This is a genomic window from Pseudomonas sp. M2 (assembly GCF_015751845.1).
Taxonomy (GTDB): Bacteria; Pseudomonadota; Gammaproteobacteria; order Pseudomonadales; family Pseudomonadaceae; genus Aquipseudomonas; species Aquipseudomonas putida_E.
The window spans coordinates 3,814,724-3,837,617 of record NZ_JADOUD010000001.1; the positions used below are offsets into that span (position 1 = coordinate 3,814,724).

Annotated in this window: 24 protein-coding genes; 4 read left to right on the forward strand and 20 right to left on the reverse strand. The window is 63.8% G+C overall.

What is annotated here, in order from left to right; genetic code table 11:
• Positions 1-19 precede the first annotated feature (19 nt).
• The 3 genes from IWW33_RS17730 to IWW33_RS17740 all read right to left on the reverse strand — a co-directional run bounded on the left by IWW33_RS17730 (position 20) and on the right by IWW33_RS17740 (position 3,261).
• On the reverse strand, positions 20-1,198 hold the full coding sequence (locus IWW33_RS17730; RefSeq protein WP_119687615.1) for a VWA domain-containing protein: 1,179 nt from the start codon (positions 1,196-1,198) through the stop codon (positions 20-22).
• Between the two features lie 12 nt (positions 1,199-1,210).
• Entirely contained in the window at positions 1,211-2,056 is an 846-nt protein-coding gene (locus IWW33_RS17735) for a MoxR family ATPase (protein WP_012315697.1), read from the reverse strand.
• 131 nt (positions 2,057-2,187) lie between these two features.
• Positions 2,188-3,261 carry a DUF748 domain-containing protein gene (locus IWW33_RS17740; protein ID WP_115274098.1) on the reverse strand — a complete coding sequence of 358 codons (1,074 nt, stop codon included), beginning with the start codon at positions 3,259-3,261 and terminating at the stop codon, positions 2,188-2,190.
• 132 nt (positions 3,262-3,393) lie between these two features.
• On the opposite strand from IWW33_RS17740, the gene cysK reads away from it, so the two are divergent.
• From cysK to IWW33_RS17760, 4 genes are all read left to right on the forward strand, one after another.
• Positions 3,394-4,368 (forward strand): cysteine synthase A, encoded by a 975-nt coding sequence (gene cysK, locus IWW33_RS17745; protein ID WP_115274099.1) that lies wholly within the window; start codon positions 3,394-3,396, stop codon positions 4,366-4,368.
• Positions 4,369-4,532: 164 nt separating this feature from the next.
• Positions 4,533-5,468 (forward strand): aspartyl/asparaginyl beta-hydroxylase domain-containing protein, encoded by a 936-nt coding sequence (locus IWW33_RS17750; protein ID WP_174142310.1) that lies wholly within the window; start codon positions 4,533-4,535, stop codon positions 5,466-5,468.
• A gap of 126 nt (positions 5,469-5,594) precedes the next feature.
• Positions 5,595-5,756 carry a hypothetical protein gene (locus IWW33_RS17755; RefSeq protein ID WP_174142309.1) on the forward strand — a complete coding sequence of 54 codons (162 nt, stop codon included), beginning with the start codon at positions 5,595-5,597 and terminating at the stop codon, positions 5,754-5,756.
• A 114-nt stretch (positions 5,757-5,870) separates the two neighbouring features.
• Complete coding sequence (locus IWW33_RS17760) at positions 5,871-6,752, forward strand: DMT family transporter (protein ID WP_174142308.1); 882 nt, start codon at positions 5,871-5,873, stop codon at positions 6,750-6,752.
• Positions 6,753-6,756: 4 nt separating this feature from the next.
• Here the strand turns inward: IWW33_RS17760 and IWW33_RS17765 are convergent, their stop codons facing one another.
• The 17 genes from IWW33_RS17765 to IWW33_RS17845 all read right to left on the reverse strand — a co-directional run bounded on the left by IWW33_RS17765 (position 6,757) and on the right by IWW33_RS17845 (position 22,705).
• On the reverse strand, positions 6,757-7,227 hold the full coding sequence (locus IWW33_RS17765; protein WP_174142307.1) for a DUF4265 domain-containing protein: 471 nt from the start codon (positions 7,225-7,227) through the stop codon (positions 6,757-6,759).
• A 162-nt stretch (positions 7,228-7,389) separates the two neighbouring features.
• On the reverse strand, positions 7,390-8,619 hold the full coding sequence (locus IWW33_RS17770; protein WP_196914300.1) for a hypothetical protein: 1,230 nt from the start codon (positions 8,617-8,619) through the stop codon (positions 7,390-7,392).
• A 391-nt stretch (positions 8,620-9,010) separates the two neighbouring features.
• Positions 9,011-9,970 (reverse strand): PDR/VanB family oxidoreductase, encoded by a 960-nt coding sequence (locus IWW33_RS17775; protein WP_119687613.1) that lies wholly within the window; start codon positions 9,968-9,970, stop codon positions 9,011-9,013.
• Between the two features lie 8 nt (positions 9,971-9,978).
• Positions 9,979-11,013: an aromatic ring-hydroxylating dioxygenase subunit alpha gene (locus IWW33_RS17780; RefSeq protein ID WP_115274104.1), complete on the reverse strand. Its 1,035-nt coding sequence runs from the start codon at positions 11,011-11,013 to the stop codon at positions 9,979-9,981.
• A 19-nt stretch (positions 11,014-11,032) separates the two neighbouring features.
• Positions 11,033-11,260 carry a recombinase-like helix-turn-helix domain-containing protein gene (locus IWW33_RS17785; RefSeq protein WP_161872257.1) on the reverse strand — a complete coding sequence of 76 codons (228 nt, stop codon included), beginning with the start codon at positions 11,258-11,260 and terminating at the stop codon, positions 11,033-11,035.
• A gap of 10 nt (positions 11,261-11,270) precedes the next feature.
• Positions 11,271-12,239 carry a VOC family protein gene (locus IWW33_RS17790; protein WP_115274106.1) on the reverse strand — a complete coding sequence of 323 codons (969 nt, stop codon included), beginning with the start codon at positions 12,237-12,239 and terminating at the stop codon, positions 11,271-11,273.
• Positions 12,236-13,726 carry an aldehyde dehydrogenase gene (locus tag IWW33_RS17795; RefSeq protein WP_115274107.1) on the reverse strand — a complete coding sequence of 497 codons (1,491 nt, stop codon included), beginning with the start codon at positions 13,724-13,726 and terminating at the stop codon, positions 12,236-12,238. The genes IWW33_RS17790 and IWW33_RS17795 overlap by 4 nt, the downstream gene beginning before the upstream one ends.
• Before the next feature lie 10 nt (positions 13,727-13,736).
• Positions 13,737-14,540, reverse strand: a complete 804-nt coding sequence (locus IWW33_RS17800; RefSeq protein WP_115274108.1) for an aspartate dehydrogenase — start codon at positions 14,538-14,540, stop codon at positions 13,737-13,739.
• A gap of 10 nt (positions 14,541-14,550) precedes the next feature.
• The gene (locus IWW33_RS17805) at positions 14,551-16,233 is read right to left on the reverse strand and encodes a thiamine pyrophosphate-binding protein (RefSeq protein WP_115274109.1); all 1,683 of its coding nucleotides are present in this window, start codon (positions 16,231-16,233) and stop codon (positions 14,551-14,553) included.
• Positions 16,226-17,023: an SDR family oxidoreductase gene (locus tag IWW33_RS17810; RefSeq protein WP_115274110.1), complete on the reverse strand. Its 798-nt coding sequence runs from the start codon at positions 17,021-17,023 to the stop codon at positions 16,226-16,228. The genes IWW33_RS17805 and IWW33_RS17810 overlap by 8 nt, the downstream gene beginning before the upstream one ends.
• A 1-nt stretch (position 17,024) precedes the next feature.
• A complete protein-coding gene (locus IWW33_RS17815; RefSeq protein WP_115275499.1) occupies positions 17,025-17,843 on the reverse strand; it encodes an IclR family transcriptional regulator in 819 nt (272 codons plus the stop codon).
• Positions 17,844-17,848: 5 nt separating this feature from the next.
• Complete coding sequence (locus tag IWW33_RS17820) at positions 17,849-18,706, reverse strand: alpha/beta fold hydrolase (RefSeq protein ID WP_174142404.1); 858 nt, start codon at positions 18,704-18,706, stop codon at positions 17,849-17,851.
• A gap of 4 nt (positions 18,707-18,710) precedes the next feature.
• A complete protein-coding gene (locus IWW33_RS17825; protein ID WP_174142406.1) occupies positions 18,711-19,250 on the reverse strand; it encodes a cupin domain-containing protein in 540 nt (179 codons plus the stop codon).
• 15 nt (positions 19,251-19,265) lie between these two features.
• Positions 19,266-20,033, reverse strand: a complete 768-nt coding sequence (locus IWW33_RS17830) for an SDR family oxidoreductase (RefSeq protein ID WP_115274113.1) — start codon at positions 20,031-20,033, stop codon at positions 19,266-19,268.
• Positions 20,030-20,806 carry an ABC transporter permease gene (locus IWW33_RS17835; protein WP_174142408.1) on the reverse strand — a complete coding sequence of 259 codons (777 nt, stop codon included), beginning with the start codon at positions 20,804-20,806 and terminating at the stop codon, positions 20,030-20,032. Before IWW33_RS17835 ends, IWW33_RS17830 begins: the two co-directional genes overlap by 4 nt.
• Before the next feature lie 29 nt (positions 20,807-20,835).
• Complete coding sequence (locus IWW33_RS17840) at positions 20,836-21,813, reverse strand: ABC transporter substrate-binding protein (protein WP_231386453.1); 978 nt, start codon at positions 21,811-21,813, stop codon at positions 20,836-20,838.
• Between the two features lie 55 nt (positions 21,814-21,868).
• On the reverse strand, positions 21,869-22,705 hold the full coding sequence (locus IWW33_RS17845; RefSeq protein WP_174142438.1) for an ABC transporter ATP-binding protein: 837 nt from the start codon (positions 22,703-22,705) through the stop codon (positions 21,869-21,871).
• Positions 22,706-22,894: the final 189 nt, after the last annotated feature.

Consider the following 22,894-nt stretch of genomic DNA (forward strand, 5'->3'; position numbering starts at 1 on the left):
AGGGCCGGTACAGGCGAAACTACTTGGACAGATACCGCATGCCATCCTCCAACCCTTGCAAGGTCAGCGGATACATCTTGTCCTCGATCAGGTCACGCACCAGGTGTGTCGATGCCGTGTAATCCCAGGCCTGTTTCGGATACGGGTTGATCCAGATGATCTTCTTGAATTTCTCCATGAAGCGCTGCATCCACACATACCCGGCCTCTTCGTTCCAGTGCTCCACACTGCCACCGGGCTGGGTGATCTCGTAGGGCGCCATGGCCGCGTCGCCGACGAACACCACCTTGTAGTCATCGCCGTATTTGTGCAGCAGATCGAAGGTGGAGAAGCGCTCCGAAGTACGCCGCAGGTTGTTCTTCCACACCGATTCATAAACGAAGTTGTGGAAGTAGTAGTACTCCAGGTGCTTGAACTCGGTCTTGCAGGCCGAGAACAGCTCTTCGCAGACTTTGACGTGGGCATCCATCGAGCCGCCGATGTCGAACAGCAACAGCAGCTTGACCGTGTTGCGCCGTTCGGGGCGCATCTGGATGTTCAGCAGCCCGGCGTCACGTGCGGTATGGTCGATGGTGCCGTCGATGTCCAGCTCCTCGGCGGCACCTTCGCGGGCGAACTTGCGCAGCCGGCGCAGGGCCAGCTTGATGTTGCGCGTGCCCAGCTCGACCTGGTCGTCGAGGTTCTTGTACTCGCGCTGGTCCCAGACCTTCACCGCCTTGCCCTGACGTTTGCCGGCGTTGCCCACGCGGATGCCTTCAGGGTTGAAACCGCCAGAGCCGAACGGGCTGGTGCCGCCGGTGCCGATCCACTTGTTGCCACCGGCGTGGCGTTCCTTCTGCTCTTCCAGGCGTTTCTTGAACTCCTCGATCAGTTTGTCCAGGCCGCCCAGTGACTGGATCTGTGCACGTTCCTCATCCGTCAGCGAGCGCTCGAACTCCTTGCGCAGCCAGTCTTCAGGGATCAGTGCTTCGAGGTGCCGGTCGAGGTTTTCCAGGCCTTTGAAGTAGGCCGAGAAAGCCCGGTCGAACTTGTCGAAATGGCGCTCGTCCTTCACCAGGATGGCCCGTGCCAGGTAGTAGAACTCGTCCATGTCGGCGAACACCACGCGCTGTTGCAAGGCGTTGAGCAGGTCGAGCAGTTCGCGAACCGATACCGGCACCTTGGCCGCACGCATTTCGTTGAACAGGTTGAGCAGCATGGCCAGCTCCTGTCAGCGGTTGCCGCGCCGGCTCATGAAGGCCAGGCGTTCGAGCAGTTGAACGTCCTGCTCATTCTTCACCAGGGCGCCGGCCAGCGGCGGAATCGCCTTGGTCGGGTCGCGTTCGCGCAATACCGCTTCGCCGATGTTGTCGGCCATCAACAGCTTGAGCCAGTCGACCAGCTCGCTGGTGGAGGGCTTTTTCTTCAGGCCCGGCACCTTGCGCACGTCGAAGAACACGTCAAGCGCTTCGCTGACCAGCGATTGCTTGATGTTGGGGTAGTGCACATCGACGATCTGCTGCAGGGTGTCGCGGTCCGGGAAGGCGATGTAGTGGAAGAAGCAGCGGCGCAGGAACGCGTCGGGCAGTTCTTTTTCATTGTTCGAGGTGATGATGATGATCGGGCGTTGCTTGGCCTTGATGGTCTCGTCGATTTCGTAGACGTAGAACTCCATCTTGTCGAGTTCCTGCAACAGGTCGTTGGGGAACTCGATGTCGGCCTTGTCGATTTCGTCGATCAGCAGGATCACCCGCTCCTCGGCCTCGAAGGCTTCCCAGAGCTTGCCCTTTTTCAGGTAGTTGCGCACATCGTGGACTTTTTCAGTGCCCAGCTGGGAGTCGCGCAGGCGGCTGACCGCGTCGTACTCGTAGAGGCCCTGGTGGGCCTTGGTGGTGGATTTGATGTGCCAGGTGATCAGGCGGGCGCCGAAGGAGGCGGCCAGCTGTTCGGCAAGCATGGTCTTGCCGGTGCCTGGCTCGCCCTTGACCAGCAGTGGGCGTTCGAGGGTGATGGCCGCGTTGACCGCCAGTTTCAGGTCGTCTGTGGCGACGTAGTCGCGGGTGCCTTCGAACTTCATCGGGAGTGTCCTCTGCGGGGGCCAGTACAGGTACGGCATGTCTTCATTTGTTGTCAGCGACTATACCCCGGCCCCAGGCGGCTGCAAACGCAGACCGGATATTCAGTCCCTGAATGGCTCGTCACGCCTGTTCAGTCGGAATCGGGCGCAGGTTGCTCATAGCGTGCATTGAACGCCTGGACAAACCCGTTGCGCAAAATCTGCAAAAACGCCTCGAAGGCGCTGATGTTCTGTTGGTGCACACTGCCGCTGAGTTCCACACGGGTGGCGAACTGGTTTTTCGGCTGGTTCTTCAGCACCGTTTCGCTGGCCCCTACCAGCGCTTCCCACACCGAGCGGAAAAAACCCTTGTTCTTGTCCTCGATGTCCTGCTGCCAGTTGAACACGTCCACGTCGCGCAGCAACGGCTTGATGTAGCCATTGAGCCGGCCGTTTTCCGCCTGGGCCTCGATCACCACATCGCCGTGCCCGGCATTGAAATCGAACTTGCCATAGGCACTGGCGAAGTCGTTCAGCCTGCGCAGCTCCATGCCGGTTGCGCGCAGCCGGAACTCGAAATCATCGAAGTCGCTGAACGGGTCGAAGGTCGCGCGGCTCTGCACCCTGGCATCGCCCAACAGCAGGGCTTTAGCCTCGAAGCTGGCGTCGCGCCGGCCTTTGTCGTCCCGTACGTTGGTCAGGTTGCGGATATTGGCGTCGAGCCGGGTGGCCTTGAGGTCGACCGGCGGCTTGGAGTTGAAGTTGTGGAAGGTCAGCGTGCCGTCATCGATGCGCACATCGTTGAGGGTGATCGGCAGCAGTTTTTCCAGCTGCTGGCGCCAGTCTGTACCCTGACCGGTCTGCGAGGCCTGTTTGTTGCCGCCGTCGACGAAGTTGAGCACCGGTCGTAAAAAGGTGACTTCGGCCACCACAGCATGGTCATACCACAGCGCTTGCCAGCTCACCGAGAGGTCGATCAGTGGCGCATCGAGCAGCGGCACCGGAACCTTGCCGCTGGTCTTGACGATCTTCAGCCCATCGATCTGGTAGGCCCCGCGCCACCAGGCCAGTTCCACGTCCGTGACCTGGCCACGGTACTCCCCCATGTCCGCCAGCTTGTCGTTGAGGTAGTCGCGCACCAGGTAAGGCAGCGCCAGGTGCAGGGCCACCAACAGCACGACCAGGCTGGCCAGGCCGACCAGTGGCCAGCGATAACGGGCTTTCATCGCAGTGATCTCCAAGGCGGGTTGTGCGGTTGACCGCAGGCCGCCCGGGCGAGTTCGAACGGGCTTTACGGGCCAACGGGGCAGGCTTACCCTTTAAGCCTTTCCCCGCCACTTCATGCCAAGGACCCTGCCATGAGCCGTATCTACGCAGACAACGCCCATTCCATCGGCAATACGCCGCTGGTGCAGATCAACCGCATCGCCCCGCGCGGTGTGACCATCCTGGCCAAGATCGAAGGGCGCAACCCTGGGTACTCGGTCAAGTGCCGTATCGGCGCGAGCATGGTCTGGGACGCCGAGGGCAGCGGCAAGCTCAAGCCCGGCATGACCATCGTCGAGCCCACCTCGGGCAACACCGGCATTGGCCTGGCCTTCGTCGCCGCCGCCCGTGGCTACAAACTGATCCTGACCATGCCGGCCTCGATGAGCCTGGAGCGTCGCAAGGTGCTGAAGGCCCTGGGCGCCGAGCTGGTGTTGACCGAGCCGGCCAAGGGCATGAAAGGCGCGATCGAGAAGGCCAACGAGATCGTTGCCTCGGACCCGGCGCAGTACTTCCTGCCAGGCCAGTTCGACAATCCGGCCAACCCGGCCATTCATGAAAAGACCACCGGCCCGGAGATCTGGAACGACACCGACGGTGCAGTCGACGTGCTGGTGGCCGGTGTCGGCACCGGTGGCACCATTACCGGCGTGTCGCGCTATATCAAGCACACCCAGGGCAAGTCGATCCTCTCGGTGGCGGTCGAGCCTGTGGCCTCGCCGCTGATCAGCCAGACCCTGGCCGGTGAGGAGCTCAAGCCCAGCCCGCACAAGATCCAGGGTATCGGCGCCGGCTTTGTGCCGAAGAACCTTGACCTGTCGATCGTCGACCAGGTCGAGACCGTGACCGATGAAGAGGCCAAGGCGATGGCCATCCGCCTGATGCAGGAGGAGGGCATCCTTTGCGGCATTTCCTGCGGCGCGGCGATGGCTGCTGCGGTGCGGCTGGCGGAAAAGCCGGAGATGCAGGGCAAGACCATCGTCGTAATCCTGCCCGACTCCGGCGAGCGCTACCTGTCGAGCATGCTGTTCGCCGACATGTTCAGCGAGCAGGAGAACCAGCAGTAAGCGGCAAGCGGCAAGCTGCCCCTGCGCTCGGGTTTATTGCAAAATCTTCATGAGTGAGTTCCCGCCCGGGTTGTTTTTACCTGGGCGTGATGGGTTTATGATGGCAGGATGATTTTTAATGGGGGCAGGCAGCGCTGGCCTGCTCCCTTTCCAAGGAGTGTTGCATGACCTTTTCCTTCGTCGCCAAGGCAGGTGTCCTGCTGGTTTTTTTTGGCAGCGTGCTGTTCGTCCACCTGCGCGGCAAGGCGCGATTGCCAGTCCTGCGCCAGTTCGTCAACCATTCTGCGCTGTTCGCACCCTATAACAGCCTGATGTACTTTTTCTCCGGGGTGCCGTCCAAGCCGTACCTGGACCGCCAGCGTTTCCCTGAGCTGGACGTGCTCAAGGACAACTGGCAGCAGATCCGTGAGGAGGCCATGCGCCTGTTCGATGAGGGCTACATCCGCGCCGCCGAAAAAGACAATGACGCAGGCTTCGGGTCGTTCTTCAAGAAGGGCTGGAAGCGTTTCTACCTGAAGTGGTACGACAAACCGCTGCCGTCGGCCGAGGCGCTTTGCCCGAAGACCGTCGAGCTGGTCAGCGCCATCCCCAACGTCAAGGGCGCGATGTTTGCCCTGCTGCCCGGCGGCAGCCACCTCAACCCGCACCGCGACCCCTTCGCCGGCTCGCTGCGCTATCACTTGGGCTTGTCCACGCCGAACTCCGACGATTGCCGCATCTACGTCGACGGCCAGGCCTACGCCTGGCGTGATGGCGAGGACGTGATGTTCGACGAGACCTACGTGCACTGGGTCAAGAACGAAACCGACGTCACCCGGGTGATCCTGTTCTGCGACATCGAACGCCCGCTCAGCAACCCGCTGATGGCCCGCATCAACCGCAAGGTCAGCGCCTTCCTGGGCCGCGCCACTGCACCGCAGAACACCGATGACGAGCGGGTGGGCGGGATCAACCAGGCGTATGCCTGGAGCAAGCGCTTCAGCAACAGGATCAGCACCCGCGTGAAGCAGTTCAAGCGTGCCAACCCCAAGGCCTACCGCATCCTGCGGCCGGTGCTGGCGGTGGCTGTGGCGTACCTGCTGTATCGCTGGTTGTTCTGAAGTTTCGGTGCCTGCAGGGCCCTATCGCCGGCGACAGGGCCCAACAGGCATCACAGAAGCCAGCTATTGTCCTGGCCCTGATTCACCGCTATATTCCAGAGCATTCACCTCCCCGAAGACCTGCTCATGCCTGCCATCCTGTCCACCGCAAGCTTTGCCATCGCGCCAGTCGCGGGCGGGGCCGTGCGTGGCAGCCAGCAGCCGGCCATGATCAGTCATTACCCACCACCTGTCAGTGGCGTTGTAGGCGGCGTAGCTCCGCCTCGCTGCGTGGTTGTGCCGGGCTGACCGGCCTTTGGCCGCATCCCGTCACACGCGCAACCTACTGAACACGGTCGGCGGCTTCCCTAACTGAAGTTCACGCCCACCGTTCGGCTTATCTGCCCGAATACAGGTGCATGCATGTCTGTCTTTTCCAAAGCATCCGTGGCCTCGGCGGCCACTACCAGCCTGTTCGTCCTGCTGTGGAGCAGTGGCGCCATCGTCTCCAAACTTGGCCTGGCCCATGCCAGCCCGTTTGCTTTCCTGCTGCTGCGCTCAGCGCTGGCACTCGCCGGGTTGCTGCTGATCGGCCCGTTGCTGGGCCTGCGCTGGCCGCGCACACGTGGGGCGATGTTCCGAGCCCTTGGCACCGGCTGCGTGTTGCTCGGTGCCTACCAGATCTTCTACCTGCTGGCGCTCAATACCCACGTGACCCCCGGCGTGATGGCCACGGTGATGGGAGTACAACCGATCCTCACTGTGGTGCTGATGGAGCGCCAGCGCTCCTGGCGCCGGCTGTTCGGTCTGGGCCTGGGGCTCGGCGGGCTGGTGATGGTGGTCTATCAGGGTATCAACCTCGGCGGAGTGTCGCTGGCCGGGATGCTGTTTGCCTTGCTGGCGCTGGGCAGCATGACCTTTGGCTCGATCCTGCAAAAACGCATCACCGACAACCCCATGGGCACGCTGGGCCTGCAGTATCTGGCGGGGTTTGCCATGTGTGCTGTGTTCGCGCCGCTGCAGCCGCTGCACGTTGCATGGAGCGGCAGTTTCATTGGTGCGCTGCTGTGGATGGGGCTGGTGGTTTCGCTGCTGGCGACCATGCTGCTGTACCGCCTGATCGCCAAAGGTAATCTGGTCAACGTCACCAGCCTGTTCTACCTGGTGCCGGCGGTGACTGCGGTGATGGACTTCCTGATCTTCGGTAATCGCCTGGCACCGCTCAGCCTGCTGGGAATGGGGCTGATTGTGGTCGGTTTGCTGTTCGTGTTCAGCAAGCCTGCCAGTCGCATGGCCCAAGCATAGGCCGTCAGCGAAACTCTTCGGGGATGGCGTGGCGCAGCACGCCTTCCTCGAAGTCCAGGGTGCCGGCTTCGCGCTGCGTCAGCAGGTAGTAGAGCAGGGTGTCGAGTGAGCGCGAAGGCGGGACTTCGACGGCCAGCATCCTGACCGCTTTTTCGACTTCGCTGGGGCAGCCGAAATCTTCGAGTGCCGCACGAACCTGCTCCAGATCACCGCCTGCCTTCACAAGAACGCGAAATACCGAAGCGCCGCCACTGTGCAGCAAGCCTTCGAACCAGGATTGCTCGCCCTCTTCGCTGATGCTGATGGTGTCGCCAGGTGCGATGCCGTAGGCATAGAAGGGGATGCTGTCGACCTGGTAGCCAGCCGCGGTACGTTTTGCCCAGAGGCCTTCGACCGATGCGGGTGGGTAGCCTTGGGCATCCTGCTCCAGGCGCCAGAGCACGATCTTGTAGGCTGCGGTTTGCTCGGGGGGCATGGGGCGTTACGTGTCGTGAGGGCTGCTTATCGTAATGCCCTTTGGCGTTGTTGTCTGTACTGGCCCTATCGCCGGCAAGCCGGCTCCCATCGGTAGTGCGCTGCGCAGCTCCTGTAGGAGCCGGCTTGCCGGCGATAGGGCCGGTGCAGGCCACCCAGGCTGCTAGAAGTAATACCCAATGTTTATATTGGTCCGGTAATACCAGTCATTGCTGCCCACCGAGCTGGTGCTGGTCCAGCCTGTGCCATTTTCCGCCCCACCAAACGGGTTGGCATTGCGCGCCCAGGTCAGGTCGACCCAGGCCATGATCGGCATGGCCAGGAACTGCGCGCCAACGGTGAACATCTGCGAATCGTCCCAGCTCTGCTCATCTTTCATCATCCGGCTGTAGTCGGTATAGAGCTTGATCTTTTTCAGTTGCCCAAGCTTCGGGGTCAGCACGTCATAGCCGACGTTGACCGCTGCGATGGTGGCCTTGGAGGCGATCAGGTATGCAGGGGTCAGGCCGTTGCCGCCCATCAGCACTGCGTCGTTGCTGACGCCTGCCGGGTTCTTCGGATCGTACTCATAGCGGATGGCCTGGCCCGTCACCGTCCAGGGGCCTCTGTTGAGCAGCGCGTGGACTCCGCCTGCCCAGTAATCGCCGTCGTCATGGGTGGTGGCGTTGTACAGCTCGGCAGCTGCCAGCGAGGCACCCAGCTCGGTCTTCCAGCCATCGCCGCTGAAGGTACGGGCGACACGGGCGTTGACCTGGTTGTGTTTCTCGTTGTCTTGGCGCGATTGGGTAAACGGCACGGCGTTGTCGTCGAGGTCGGCATAACGCCCGACTTCCGGTGAGTAGCGCAGGCTTGAAGGCAGCATGCGCGGGAAGTAACCCAATTGCAGGTCCCACTGCGCATCCTTGTAGCTGTATTTGAGGCCTTTGCCTGCGCTGACGCCGTAGCCCATGAAGAACGGTATGTGATAGCTCCAGCCAAACTGTGGATACGGCTCCAGGCCGAACGGTTTGAACGGCGCCCCGATTTGCAGGTTGGCTTGGGGGCTGAAGCGGTAGCCAATGTAGCCACGGTCGATCGAGCGCTTGCCGTCGTCCTGGAACCAATAGCCGACATCGCTGAACAGCTGGCGATGGTTGGCCTGCACGTCGAGGCGGAAGGTATCGAAGAGGAAGCGGCCGTTGTTTTCGGTGGTGTCCCAGTGTTCGTCGCGGTAATTGACGCGCAGGGCGCCGCCGATATCCAGGCTGCTCTGGCCGTCGTCGCTGCGCCAGGCAATATGCGGGAAGGGCTTTTTCGCGGTGGGTGGCTGGTCGGGGGCGGCGGGGCCGGGTTCGAAAGCGAAACTTGCGCAACTGCCGAGAATCAGACCGAGGCTTATCACATATCTTTTCATGCCATGCCCTGCAAGGTTGGGAGGTTTTCCGCAGGCAAAGGGGGAGCGTCGCCCGTACTGCGGGTTTTTTGTTTTATGGGTGAGATGTTGTTTGACAAAGGAAATGGAGCAGGTTTTGTGCCAGGTTCTTTTGTTTAATAAAAACTGATTTAAAACAATTATTTATATTTGAAACGGCTTGGTTTGTACCGTATCTGGAACAGGCTGAAAGTTTGGTTACTGTTATGCCCAGGCATTGTGCGTCGATGCACTACTTTGTCTTGGGTTGTATCAGTACATGCCTTATCGCTGGCAAGTGGGCGATAAGGCAGGAATGAACAGTACAAAACCAGGTCAAAAAAAACCGGCCCATGAGGGGCCGGTCAAATTTACGCGTGAGCGAATGTTCAATTCACAGATCAAGCACCAACCGCCGGCTCTTGCACCCGGACACACAGACCATCATCGATTTGTTCGCCGCCCGCTCAGCCTTGGTCAGTACCCCGTCGCGGTGGTCCACATCCCCCTCCAGCACTCGGGTCTCGCAAGAGCCACACACACCCTCACGGCAGCTGTACTCGATATCGCAGCCGGCTTCGAGCAGCACATCCAGCAGGTTCAACCCGGGTTCGACGCTGACCGTCCTGCCTGACCGGCTCAGCTCGACGCTGTAGCTGGCCTGGGCATCGTCCGATGCCGCCACTTCGGCTGCGGTAAACCGCTCGATATGCGCATGGGGGTAACCCAGGCGTTCGCAGGTCTGCTCGAAGGCATCGAGCATCGGCGTCGGCCCGCAGCAGTAGAAGTGCGTGTCCGCAGGCCGCCCGGCCAGGTAGCCGGCCAGGTCCGGCAGTCCGCCTTTCTCGTCGTTGAAGTGGTAGACCACCTTTGCCCCAAGCCCGCTGATCTCCTCCAGCAGTGCGGCTTCGGCACGCGAGCGTGCACAGTAGATCAGCTCGGCCGAGCGCCCCAGCGTCAGCAACTGGCGGAACATGCAGTAGATCGGCGTAATGCCGATGCCGCCCGCCACCAGTACGCTGTGGCTGGCGCGGGTGTCGAGGGCAAAGTTGTTGCGTGGCTGGGAGATCTGCAGTTGCGTGCCCACGCGCAGTTGCTCGTGCACATAGCGCGACCCCCCGCGGCTGGCTCGGTCACGCAGGATGCCGACCACATAACGGCCCTGGTCGCTTGGCGCGTTCAGCAGCGAATAGCTGCGCACCAGGCCATTGGGCAGGTGCAGGTCGATGTGCGAACCGGCGTCGAAGGGCGCGAACACAGTGTCACCCCAGGGGCGCAGCTCGACGCTGATGATGCCTTCGGCTTCATGGCGCAGGGTGTGCACCCGTGCACTGATGGTGGAGGAGTTGGACATCGGTCACCTCAGGCCAGTTGCTTGGTTTCGATCAGGGCCAGCTGTTCCTTGGCCTTGCCCTTGAGGTAGCGGCGCAGGCGCACCACGCCCAGGTCGTGCTGGTAGAGGTTTTCACGTTGGTTGGCGTCGAACTCCATGAATTCCAGCAGCACCCGGTCCTGCTCCAGTACCGCCCAGTGGCGCGCCTCCAGGCGGTTCTTGTAGAGGAAGCGCCAGGTGTCGCGTTGCCAGCCGGTCAGCGGCCGGGCGCGCCAGTGGAACACGGCCGACAACGCTCGGCTGCTGGGCGTGTAGCTGCCGATGATGGTGAAGTTGCCGCCCGGGCCACCGGTCTTGGGGTAGGGAATCTCCAGGCGCAGCCAGTGGCAGCCGTTGTCGAGGAATTCGGTCCAGTCGAAGTTGACCCCGCGCTGGCCTTCTTTCTCGAAGAAGAAGCCTTGTTCGGTATCGCGGGTGACGAACCTGGCGGTGGCTTCGCCCTCGCTCATGGAATGCGACATCTTGTGCAGGTAGGTGCCGTGCATCGGGTCCATGACGTTGTCGAGCACGTAGCGGTAGTCGCCTTTCCATTCGGTGTAGCAAAGGAAGCTGCTCCACTGGGGCGAGGTCAGCTGCTCGGGCAGTACCAGCTCCGGTGGTGTGTCCAGGTGCGGGTCGGTGGCGTTGAACAGAAAGATCGCCCCCGCAGCCTCGCGGGTATGGAACATCCGCGTCGGGCGGCTGCCTTCGAGCTTGCAGCCAGGGCTGCCGGGCACTTTGGTGACAGTGCCGTCGCAGCGTACTTCAACGCCGTGGTACGGGCACTGCAGGCGGTCACCCAGCACCGGCCCTTGGGACAGCGGCGCGCCGCGGTGCGGGCAGTGGTCCTCAAGCGCGTGCACGCTGCCATCGTTGTCGCGCCACAGGGCGATCTTGTAGCCCAGGCGACGGATGGAAACCGGTTTGTCGCTCAACAGTTCCGACGGCAGAACCGGGAACCAGAGGTCTTTCAGGCCATTGGCCAGGTGTTGTTCAACAGGGTCGACGGTTACATGCATGTTCATCTTGTTCTTCTCCGCAGGGTCATTCGCCCAGCCGTGCCATCAGGGTTACAAAGGCGTCTTCAGTCCACGCTCCGCTGGTCAGCGGGCAGGGCGGGCCGGCCAGGTTGAGGTGGGCGAGCAATTCCCCCAATTCGCTCACGCCGTTGCCGTAGGCGCGTTCGATGGAATCGCCGAGCAGGTCCTCGAACGGTGTGTTGGGGCGTTTGCGTGCCTGGTGCGGCTGCAGGTAAACCTCGGGTGTGTTCATGGGATCGACCTCAGTTGTGCTTGGGCTTGTCGGTGAGGAATTTGCCTTGGGGTGCTTCTGCGTGCTGCTGGCGCCGGGTGTTGCCATCGATGCCGCCGGCAATCGCCCATTCGGCGAATACGGTCGGGCCGGGTTCGAACGCGCGTGGCTGCCATTCGGCGGTCAGTTGGTCCTCGTCGGCGTAGTACTCGACCAGCGCGCCGGCCGGGTTCTTGAAGTACCAGAAGAACGCCGATGACACCGGGTGGCGGCCCGGGCCGATTTCGGTGGCCCAGCCGCAGCGGGAGATATGCATGCCGCCGCCGAACACCTCGTGCAGGTCACGTACGGTGAACGCCACGTGGTTGAGGCCGGCGCGCGGGGCCGGCAGCTGGAGCATGAACAGGTCGTGGTGGCCGCCTTCCTCGGCGGTGCGCAGGAAGGCGCCGCGGTTGGGGTAACGGTCCGATGCCTGGAAGCCGAAACGTTCGTGGTAGAAGGCCTCGCAGGCGTTCACGTCCTTGACGAAGAACACCACGTGGCCCACTTCGATGGGCGTGGCACGGTCGTAGATCGGCGCCGGCTTGTTGATCCGGCCCTTGGTCTGCCAGGTGTTGTGGCCGCTGCACTCGATGTCCAGCGTGCGTTTGCGGGTGACCTGCAAGCGGATCGCCAGGCCGTTAGGGTCGGTGCAACCGATGCGGCCATTGCCTTCGACAAAGCCCGGGTCGTTGGCGATGCGCTGGCTGTACAGGGCAAGGTCCGCCTGGCTTGCGACACCCCACACCACTTCACGCACGGTCGAACCGGGCTCGATGGCCGGCGGCAGGCCGGGTTTGTCGAGGGCGGCCAGCACCACGCGGCAGCCATTGAGGGTTTCGAAGATCACCTCGTCAGGCTGTTCGCTGACTTTGCTCAAGCCCCAGTCGGTGAAGAAGCGGACGCAGGTGGCGAGGTCTTCCACGCCATAGGTGACTTCGTCGATGCCCAGTACGCTCATTGCCCTGCCTCCACGCCGGCCCAGGCCAGCGGCTGTTGGTTCATGCCCCAGTAGAGGCTTTTCTGTTCCATGTACTGCAGAATGCCCAGGCGGCCTTTTTCACGGCCCAGGCCGCTGTCACGCCAGCCGCCGAACGGCGTCGAGATGGAGAACTGCTTGTAGGTGTTGATCCACACCGTACCGGCCTGAAGCTTGCGGCCAAGCGCCCAGGCACGCTTGTAGTCACGGCTCCAGATACCGGCGGCAAGGGCGTACAGGCTGTCGTTGGCCTGGGCCAGCAGGTCTTCTTCGTTGTCGAACGGTAGGGCCACCAGCACCGGGCCAAAGATCTCTTCCTGACAAACCTGCTGGTGGTTGCCCAGCCCTTCGAGGATGGTCGGCGGGTAAAAGTAACCCTGCTCGTACAGGCCGCCGCTCGGGCGCTCACCGCCCAGGCGCAGGCGGCCACCTTCGGCCAGGCCCAGGGCCACGTAGCGCTCCACCGACGCGCGGTGGCCAGCACTGATCAGCGGGCCCATCTGCGTGCGCTCGTCGGCCGGGTCACCCAGGCGCAGTTGCGCGGCGGCAGCGGTCAGCCGGGCCATGAACGGCTCGTACAGGGCACGGGCGACGAACAGCCGGGAGCCGGCGATGCATGCCTCACCCGAGGAGCTGAAGATGCCGTACAGCACACCGGCCACGGCGTGGTCGAGGTCGGCGTCGTCAAGGACGATGGTCGGCGACTTGCCGCCCAGCTCCAGCGACACCGGCATCATCTTGTCGGCGGCGATATGGGCGATGTGTTTGCCGGTACGGGTGCCGCCGGTGAACGACACACGTTTGACCAGCGGGTGGCGGGTCAAGGCGTCACCCAGCAGTGAACCCTTGCCTGGCAGCACGCTGACCAGGCCTTTGGGCAGCCCGGCGTCCTCACAGATGCGGGCCAGTTGCAGGGCCAGCAGGGGGGTGATTTCCGCCGGTTTGATCACCACCGCATTGCCACCGGCCAGGGCCGGGGCTAGCTTCTGCGCCTCGCTGGCGATGGGCGAGTTCCATGGCGTGATCGCCGCGACCACACCCATCGGCTCGTACACGCTCATGCTGACGAAATCGCCGCGCGACGGGGTGATGGTTTCCTCCAGCGTTTCGCAGGCAGCGGCGAAAAACTGGAACGTCCCTGCCGCGCTGGCGACCAGGGCGCGGGTTTCGTTGATCGGCTTGCCGTTGTCCTGGCGTTGCAGTTGCGCCAGCTCTTCAGCGCGCTCGCGGATCAGCCCGGCGATGCGGTACAGCACAGCGGCACGTTCGTGCGGTTTGCGCTGGGCCCAGCCGCTGTGCAGGAAGGCCTGATGGGCCCCCTGCACGGCGGCTTCGACATCTTCAAGGCTGGCCGCATTGAGCCAGGCGACCGGCTCACCGGTCGCCGGGTAGCACGAGGCGTAACGCTCGCCGCCGCCCAGGCGCCAAGTGCCGGCGATGCACAGCGGTAAGGTCTGTTCCAGAGTCATTGGCAGTCCCCTAGATGGAAATGGCATGGGCGTGGTTGCCAAGGGCGCGAACCACGCTGTAGACGGTCAGTGCCGAGGTCTTCGGGTTGGCCGGCAGCGGTTTGCCGCGCAGGCTCATTTCGAAGCGGCCGAAGGCGCCGCGGGCCTCGACCTGGTGCACGTTTTCTTCGCTGAGCGGGTCAGCGATCAGGGTCACGCGGGTGCGGTCAAGGCCCAGCCCGGCCAGTGACAGCGTGGCCGCGACGTTGGCGTTTTTCGGGTACAGCCGCGCTGCCTCACGGGCGCTGCCGTCGAAGATCACGGTCGCTTCTGTAAGGGCGTCCAGCGTACACACCTGCTCGGCGGGGGTGCTTTGCCAGGCGCGCGCCGGTTTGCGGCCGGTGTAGCTGACCGCGTCGAGGCCGCCGACCTTGGCTGCTGACAGTGCGTCGATGCCGCCAATGGCGCCGGGCAGCAGTTCGATACGCGTGTTGCCGTGTGCCGCTGCCGCTTCCAGGCGCTCGACCAGGCCAGGCTCGGACAGCGCACCAACCGAGACGATCAGGCAGGCAACCCCGCGCTCCAGCGCTGGCAGCACGTGCTCTTCGATTGCCTTGTGGCCGGCGCATTCGACCAGCAGGTCGGGGCGCGCGTCGGCCGGCAGGGCGGTGAGTACCTGCGGCGGCCGGCGCAAGCTCGCCAGGCGCTGACGTACCAGCGCTTCAGAGCCGGCCGAGGCAATCACCGCATCGACGCACAGCAGCGGGTCTTTCTCCAGCAGCTCGAGCACGCCGACGCCAATGGCACCGCAGCCGATCATGGTGATATGCAACATGGCGTGGTCCTCAGGCCGTGGCCTTCTGCGCCTTGGTTTCGCTGTTGGGCGGGCCGGCGAACTGGGTAGCGAAGCCGCCAACGCTGAGCATGTCCACTTCCAGCAGGAACGGGCCTTGCGCGCCCAGGGCGCCTTCGAGCACCTCGCCGAAGTGTTTCAGGTCGCTGACCAGGCCATGGCGCAGGCCGAGCGATTCGGCCAGCTTGCTGTAGTTCGGCGTGTGCAGTTCGACGTAAGCGTGGCGGGCGCCGTAGATGGCGTCCTGGATGTTGCGGATAACGCCATAGCGCTGGTCGTTCATCAGCAGGATGACCACGTTGGCGTTCTCCTGCACCAGGGTCGCCAGCTCACCCAGGTTGAGAATGAAGCCACCATCGCCTGCCAGGGCGAACACTTTGCGCTCCGGCGCTGTCTGCGCCGCTGCCACGGCAGCGCCGATGCCCATCGCCAGGCCCTGGCCGATGCCACCGCCGAGTGCGTGCACGCCGGACAGGGGGTGATAGAGATTGAGCAGGCGGTTGCCCCAGATGCTGTTGGACAGCGTCACGTCGCGCACCCAGGTGAAGTTGCGCCCGGTCTGCGTTTGCAACTGCTCGACCAGCGACGCATACGGGCCCAGGTCGGCGACCAGCTGTTTGCGTGCCTGCTCGCGCACATTCTTGAGTTCGGGCAGAAAGTTCGGGTCGATGTTCAGGCGGCCCTGCAGGCGGTCGGCCAGGCCCTCCAGGGCCAGTGCCGCATCGCCACAGATGAACAGGTCGCTGGGGTAGCTGCGGCCTTCGATGGCCGGGTTGACGTCGATGCGCAGGGTAGTGCGCGGCAGCTTCAGGGCGTACTTGAAGGTCTCGTTGCTGCGCAGGCGGGAACCGGCCACCACCAGCGCATCGCAGGTCTGCATGAAGCCTTCGACCAGCTTGTTCTGCGAGAAGGCCCCCAGGCAGCGCTCATCGTCTTCGTTGACCACGCCGCGGCCTTGGGTCGAGGTGATCACCCCGACGCCCATGTCCAGCAGGCGCTTGACCTGCGCGCCGGCATGCCGGGCGCCGCCGCCCAGCCATAGCAGTGGGCGGGTGGCGCTGGCCAGGCGTTCGGCAACCAGGTCGAGGGCTTCGGCGGCCGGTGCGGCGACCGGGATAGGCAGTGGCGACAGGTCGGTCGGCATGGCGATGAAGGCCGACTGGATATCGATCGGGATCTCCACGCTGACCGGGCCGGTGGGGGCGGTGAGGGCGGTCTGCACGGCCAGCTTCAAGGTGCTCAGCGCGGTTTCGACGCTGCGCACGCGAAACGCTGCCTTGGACACGGCCTTGAGCATGGTCAGCTGGTCGCGTGCCTCGTGAATGTAGGCCAGCTCCTGGTCCAGGTACGGGGTTTCGATCTGCCCGGTGATGTGCAGCAGGGGGGTGCCGGCGGTCAGCGCTTCGACCATGGCCCCGGCGGCGTTGCCGGCGGCAGTACCGGTGGAGGTCAGGCATACGCCCAGGCCACCGATGCTGCGGGCATAGGCATCGGCCATGTTGGTGGCCCCGGCTTCACCGCGGGCCATGACGAAGCGGATGTTGCCGCGCACAGCGAAGGCATCGAGGATCGGCATGTTGTGGATCGAGATCACGCCGAACGCCGCCCTGACGTCGCATTGCTCGAGGAACGCGGTGATGACGGCACCGACGGTGACAGTGTTTTCGTTACGCATGGCGGGACAGGCCTCCGGATACATCGATATGACTGCCAGTGGTGTAGGCCGACAGAGGCGAAGCCAGGAACAGGATCGCCTGCGCCGCTTCCTTCGGCAGGCCAAGGCGGCCCAAGGGAATGTGTTTGCGTTGCGCCAGCTGTGCGGTCCATTGCGACCAGTCCAGCTCGCGCTCTTCGCGGGCCTCGAAGCGGCGGCGCCATTGCCCCGACTCGACCAGGCCGATGAGGATGCCGTTGACCCGGATGCCGTGTTCGGCGAATTCGAAGGCCATTGAGCGCACCAGGTTCTTCAGCCCGGCACGGGCGGCCGAGGTGGCGACCATATGCGGTTCGGGCTGGCTGGCCAGCAGCGAGTTGACGCACACGATCGAGGCGTTAGGCTGGCCCTGCAGTTGTGCCATGAACGCGCGTACCGGGTGGATGACCGAGAAGAATTTGAGCTGCAGTTCTTCGTTCCAGGCCTGGTCGGTGGTGTCGGCAAACGTCGACACGCGGCCCTGGCCCGCATTGTTGACCAGCGCCTGGGCCGGGCCCAGTGCGGCCAGGCTGGCGGCGGCAAAGGCCCGCACGGACTCGGCGTCGAGCACGTCGCACACCTGGGCCAGCAGGCCCGCCTCTGGGAAGCGTTCGCGCAGCCGGGTTTCGGCACTGCGCAGGCGGTCTTCGTCGCGCCCGCAGAAGGCTACGCGGGCGCCGGCTTCGAGCAGCAGTTCGACACAGGCGTAGCCGATGCCGGACGAGCCGCCGGTGACGATCACCGTGCTGTCTTGAAGTTGGTAGGGGTTCATCTCAGTCCCTCATCAGCGCGGTGACGCGGCCGTGACCGGTGTTGGGCGTGTAGTTGAGCAAGCGCGACAACTCATCGGCACTGCCCCGCACCTGGCCCAGCAGGTTGTCGAAATTGACGTGGCCGATCTGCACGGTCGGGATGGTCAGGCCGAGCGCTGCGACTACTTGGCCGCTGTCATCACGCACGGGTGCAGCCACCGTGGAGATGGTCGACTCGAAGAAGCCTTCGCCGCTGACATAGCCGCGCAGGCGATCGGCCTGGACCAGGTCGAACAGCTCCAGCACGGTCTTGGGCGTGCACGGCGAAAACTGCTCCAGATGCTCTTCGGGATACAGCTCGCGCAACTCGCTCAGGCTCAGGTCGGCCAGCAGGATGCGCCCCAGCACCGTGGCGTGGGCCGGCAGGCGCGTGCCGACGGTAACTGCGCTGGAGAACACCGAGGGTGGTGAAACCTTGGCCACGTAGACGATCGAGCGACCGTCGCGTACCACCAGGTTGCTCGGGTAGTTCAGGCGATCGCACAGCCGTGCCAGCAGTGGCTGGCCCAGTTCGGTCAGCTCCAGCGAGGCCAGGTATTCGAAGCCCAGGCGCAGTACCGACATGCCCAGGCGGTATTCGTTGCCGCTGCGGGTGACGAAGCCCATGGTTTCCAGGGTGGTCAGCAGGCGGAAGATGGTCGAGCGGGGCAGTGACAGGCGCCGGGCCAGTTCGGGGGCGGTCAGGGTACGGTTCTGCCGGCTGAATTCGCACAGCAGCAGCAGGCCGCGTTCCAGGCCCGGGACAATGTACTTGTCCTGGTTTTCCTTCAACGGATCCATTTCGTTCATAGCGCGCTACCTGTGAGAGAGGCGTCCAGGGCGCGGGCCAGCAGGCCCGTCACCGTGTCAGGTCGTTCGATGGCGCAGGCATGGCCAGCGCCGGGTATCAGTTTGAAAGGGGCGCCCAGAGCATCGGCCAAGGCCTGGCAGTCGTCCGCGCGGGTGATGCCGTCGGCGCTGCCGCAGTGCACTTCGCAGGGCACTGCCTGCGGCGCGTGGCGCAACAGGTGGTCGCCGCACAGCAGCTCGATGGCTTGGCGGTAGCCGTGCGGCTGTAGCCGCGCCATGTTCCACTGCACCCAGGCCAGCGCCTGGGCACCGGCGTCTGGCGACAGCAAATGTGCACTGCGCTCGCGGGCCATTTGCCCGATGCCCATGTGGGCCAGGCTGTGCAGGCGTTTGCTGCGCACGGCAAGACCTTGCTCGGGTTGCGCCCCGTAACCGCGTGCCGGGCTGAGCAGTACCAGGCGGTTGACCCGCTGCGGGTGGGCCTGGGCGAACGCGGCGGCAGTCAGCGCCCCCAGGGAATGGCCCACCAGCACACAGCGCTCGATGCCCAATGCGTCGAGTGTCTGCAGCAAGCGCCCGGCATAGTCGCGGGCGCCCGGCACAGGCCTCGGCAGTGGCGCGGACTGGCCGTAGCCGGGGGCATCCCAGGCGATCACCCGTGCCCGCTCGCTCAAGCCCAAGGCCACTTGCAACCAGCTGGCCGCGCCCGAGCCGATGCCATGCAGCAGCACGATGGCCTCGCCGCTACCGGCCTCACGTACCGCCTGCAGCCCTTGGTCAAGGCGTAGCAGGCGTTCGGCAAAGCGCTGGTCGAGCTGGCTTAACAAGGGGGCGATGAGGGTGATCGGCATCATCGGCTTACCCGCGCTTGATCGATGCCAGCGGGTGCGCTGGTGGGTAGGTCGGGGTCACCGGCTTCTTGGCACCGAGCATCACGCACATCAGTGCGTCCTCGTCACCCACATTGATCTCTTCGCGGTACACCCCTGGCGGCACCGAGATCAGGTCGCGGTCGGTGAGGATGGTTTCGAAGCGCTCGCCGTCTTTTTCGATGACCACCTTGAGCTTGCCGCGCAGCACGAAGAACACTTCCTCGACGTCGGTGTGCAGGTGCGGCGGGCCTTCGTGGCCGGCCGGGATGACCATGGTGGAAAAGGTGAAGTGCTCGGACGCGATGGTGTTCATGTCACTGCCAACCCCCGTGCCGCCGGTGCCCACGTAGCGCATCTGCGCGCGGCGGAACTTGGGGTCGTAGTCGGCCTGGAACTTCAGCGCATCCCAGTCGTAGCGGCGCGTCTGGTAGCGCGCGATGCGCGTCTGCATCCAGCTGGCCAGGTCGGCGTCGGCGGGGCGGTCCCAGGATTTCGGGGCGTCGTGTTGCACAGAGAGGTCAGTCATGGAGGTCTCCTTTGCTCAGGGCATGACGAACCCGCCGTTGACCGGCAGGGTTTGTCCAGTGATGAAGCGCGACAGGTCGGACAGGGCGAACAGCACCGCGCCACTGACGTCGTCGGGCAGTTGCGGGCGCTGGATGGCCCGTTGTTCGGTGTACAGCCGGTGGCGGGCCTCGGGCACATAGGCGGTGGCTTCGACCAGCACCAGGCCGGGGGCGATGGCGTTGACGGTGATGTTGGCGTTGCCCAGCTCGCGGGCCAGGCTGCGGGTCATGGCGATCACCGCGCCTTTGCTGGCGACATAGGCCAGCAGGTTCGGCGCCCCCCACAGCGGGGTGTCGGAGGCCAGGTTGATGACCGCGCCACGGCCGCTTTCGCGCAATGCGGGTAGGGCGGCGCGGGTCATCAGCCAGGTGCCGCGCACATTCACCTGCATGACCTGGTCCCAGGTCTCGATGTCCAGTTCCTCGCAGCTCTTGCCGCCGGAGTTGGTGATCGAGGCGTTGTTGACCAGGCCGTCCAGGCCGCCCAGGCGCTTGACCGTGCGCTCGATGCAGGCCTCGATGGACTCGGGGCTGGCAAGGTCCAGGCTGACGCCGCTGACATCCAGGCCCATACCGCTCAGCTCACAGGCAGCCTGCTGCACGCGCCCGGCGAGCACATCGGCTATGACCACCCGGGCGCCGGCCTGGGCAATGGCCTGGGCAAAGGCATAGCCCAGCCCGCGGGCACCACCGGTGACCAGCACGCGGCGGCCCTGGAGAAGGTTGTGGAAGCTGCTCATCATTGGCTACTCAGCATGGCTTTGGGGAGGTAGTGCAGGACGCGCTTTTCGGCCCACATCACGGCGCCGTAGGCGAGCACGCCGATCAGCGTGAGCATGACGATGGCGACGAACACGCCCGCGGTGTTGCCCTGGCCTTCGGCATCCACCAGCAGAAAACCCAGGCCCTGGTTACCGCCCACCAGCTCGCCGACGGTGACGCCGATGACGGCCAGGGTCGAGGCGATGCGCAGGCCGGAAAACAGCGCGGCCATGGCCGAAGGGAACTCCACCAGGCGGAAGATCTGCCAGCGGCTGGCATTCATGGTGCGCACCAGGTTGATCATGTCCGGGTCGACGGTGCGGATGGCCGAGAGCACGTTGATCATCACCGGGAAGAACACGATCAGGATGGCGATGAGGATCTTCGGGTAGATGGTGTAGCCCAGCCACATCACGAACAGCGGGGCGAAGGCCACCTTGGGTGCGATCTGCAGCGCCAGGATGTAAGGCGAAAGCATCGCTTCGGCCGAGGGCGACAGCCCCAGCGAGACGCCGATGGCCACCCCCAGCAGAGCACCAAGGGCGAAGCCGACGATGATTTCGAAGGCAGTGATCAGGGTATGTTCCAGCAGGCCGCCGGAGTGCCACATCAGCACGCTTTCCTGAGCCACCCGGCTCAGTTGCGGCATGACGAACTCGGGCATGCCGACCAGTCCCGGGCCCCATTGCCAGAGCGCCAGGAACAAGACCAGCAGGGCGATGCTGCCGGCCACGGAAGGATTGATATTTCTCATCGGGTGCTTACCTTGTCATTGCCGGGCCGTCACTGGGCCGCGGTACGGGTTTCGATGAACTGGTTGCTGTAGAGCTCGTCGAGCTTGGGTTCGCGGTTGACGATGCCCTCGCTGACGTAGAACTTGCGCACGGTGTCCAGGCGCTCAGGGTCGATGCGGCCGAGTACCGGCTGGCCGGCGTAGACGTATTCCACGTACAGGCGCAGGGTCTTTTCCAGCGAGGCCTCTTTGCCGGCGTAAGCCGGGACTGCACGGGCGAAGGTGGCGGCGGCGGCCTTGGGGTCATCGATGATGTCCTGCAGGCCGCGCAGGGTGGCCTGAACCACACCGCGGACGATCTGCGGGTGATGTTCGATGGCGTCGTCTGAAGCGAGGATCGCCTGGGCCATGCTTTCAAATACCTGCTCGCGCGGGATCAGCGCGTACTTGAGCCCGGCGTCTTCGGCGTTGACCACCCAGTCCGGCACCCCGGCCATGGCCTGGGCCTTGCTGGCCGAGAACAGTTGCCACACGCCCGAGGGGCCGGCTGCCTGGATATCCACATCGTCCTTGCTCAGGCCAGCCTTGCGCAGCGAAGCGAGCAGGGCGTAGTAGGTGGTGTCGGAGTAGGACATCACTGTCAGGGTCTTGCCCTTGAGCTGGCTGACCGAATGGATGTTTTCGCTGGCGTTGGTAGCGATCATGGTGACCCCGCCGCCACCGAGCACCGCCACTGCACGTACCGGGATACCGTTGGGGCGCACGATGATCGGCGTGTCGCCGATGGCGCCGCCAACCAGGGCGTTGCCCGCACCGATCTGCTTGGCCACGTCGACTCCGCCTTTGGCGGCGATGAAGGTCAGGTCCAGGTCCTGGGCCTGGTAGTAGCCTTTTTCCTTGGCGATGATCCAGGGCGCGAACGCTGGCAGGCTGGGTGGAGCAGGCAGCAGGTAGGTGACCTTGGTGGGCTCGGCCTGGGCCTGGGCTGCCAGGCTCAGGGCCAGGGTTGCCAGGGCGGTATGAGCCATGCGCTTGAGGTGTGTGGTGAACATGCTAACTCCCGAGTGGTGAGTGGGGCGTCGGTCAGTGCAGGTCGAGGTCTTCGCCGACCTTCAGCAGATCCATCAGGCGGCCGGCCAGCGGGCCGATTTCCGGCAGCTTTCGGCGTTCCAGCGGGTTGTTGCGATAGGGCAGGTCGATCTCGATTTCTTCGATGATCGTGCCAGGGCGGGCGCTCATCACCAGCAGGCGGTCGGACAGCGCAATGGCCTCGACCAGGTCGTGGGTGATGAACAGAGCGGTCTTCTTTTCCTCGAACAGCATCTGCGCCAGGTCCTGTTGCAGGATCATCTTGGTTTGCGCATCAAGGGCCGAGAACGGTTCGTCGAGAAACAGCACCTGCGGGTCGATCGCCAGGGTGCGGGCCAGCGCAGCGCGCTGGCGCATGCCGCCGGACAGCTGGAACGGGTAGTGGTCGGCGAAGCCTTGCAGGTGGCAGCGCTTGAGCAGATCCTCGGCGATGACCTTGCGCTGGCTGGCAGGCATTCCCTGGATTTCCAGGCCCAGTTCGACGTTGCGGCGGATGCTGCGCCATGGCATCAGCAGGTCTTTCTGCAGCATGAAGGCAACTTTGGGGACGGGGCCGTTGACGGCTTCACCGCCGACCAGCACTTCGCCTTCCGTGGGCCGGTACAGGCCTGAGCCCATGTTGAGGATGGTGCTTTTGCCACAACCGGAAGGACCGATGATCGACACCACTTCGCCGCGACGGATCTGGAAGTTCACGCCTCGGATGGCGAATGGTGCATCCGTGTTGCCCTTGGCGGGGAAGGCCTTGCCGACATTACGGAATTCGATTTCCGTGGGGGCCGGGTCTTCGTTGCGCTGCGGTTCATGCCATTGCGGGGCGATTGCGTACATCTCTTTCACAGCCATGGGCGCGGTCTCTGGTCTGTTTTATAGGTGATACGCCGTTTAGTGCATGAACAATGCCAGGTGAGTAATTTCCAAAATTAAATATGAAAGTGCTTAGTTATTAAGAGTTTGCGAAGTTATGACCCGTTTTGCTTTGTTTTATATATGAAACGTAGTTTTCTATGTGGCACAAAA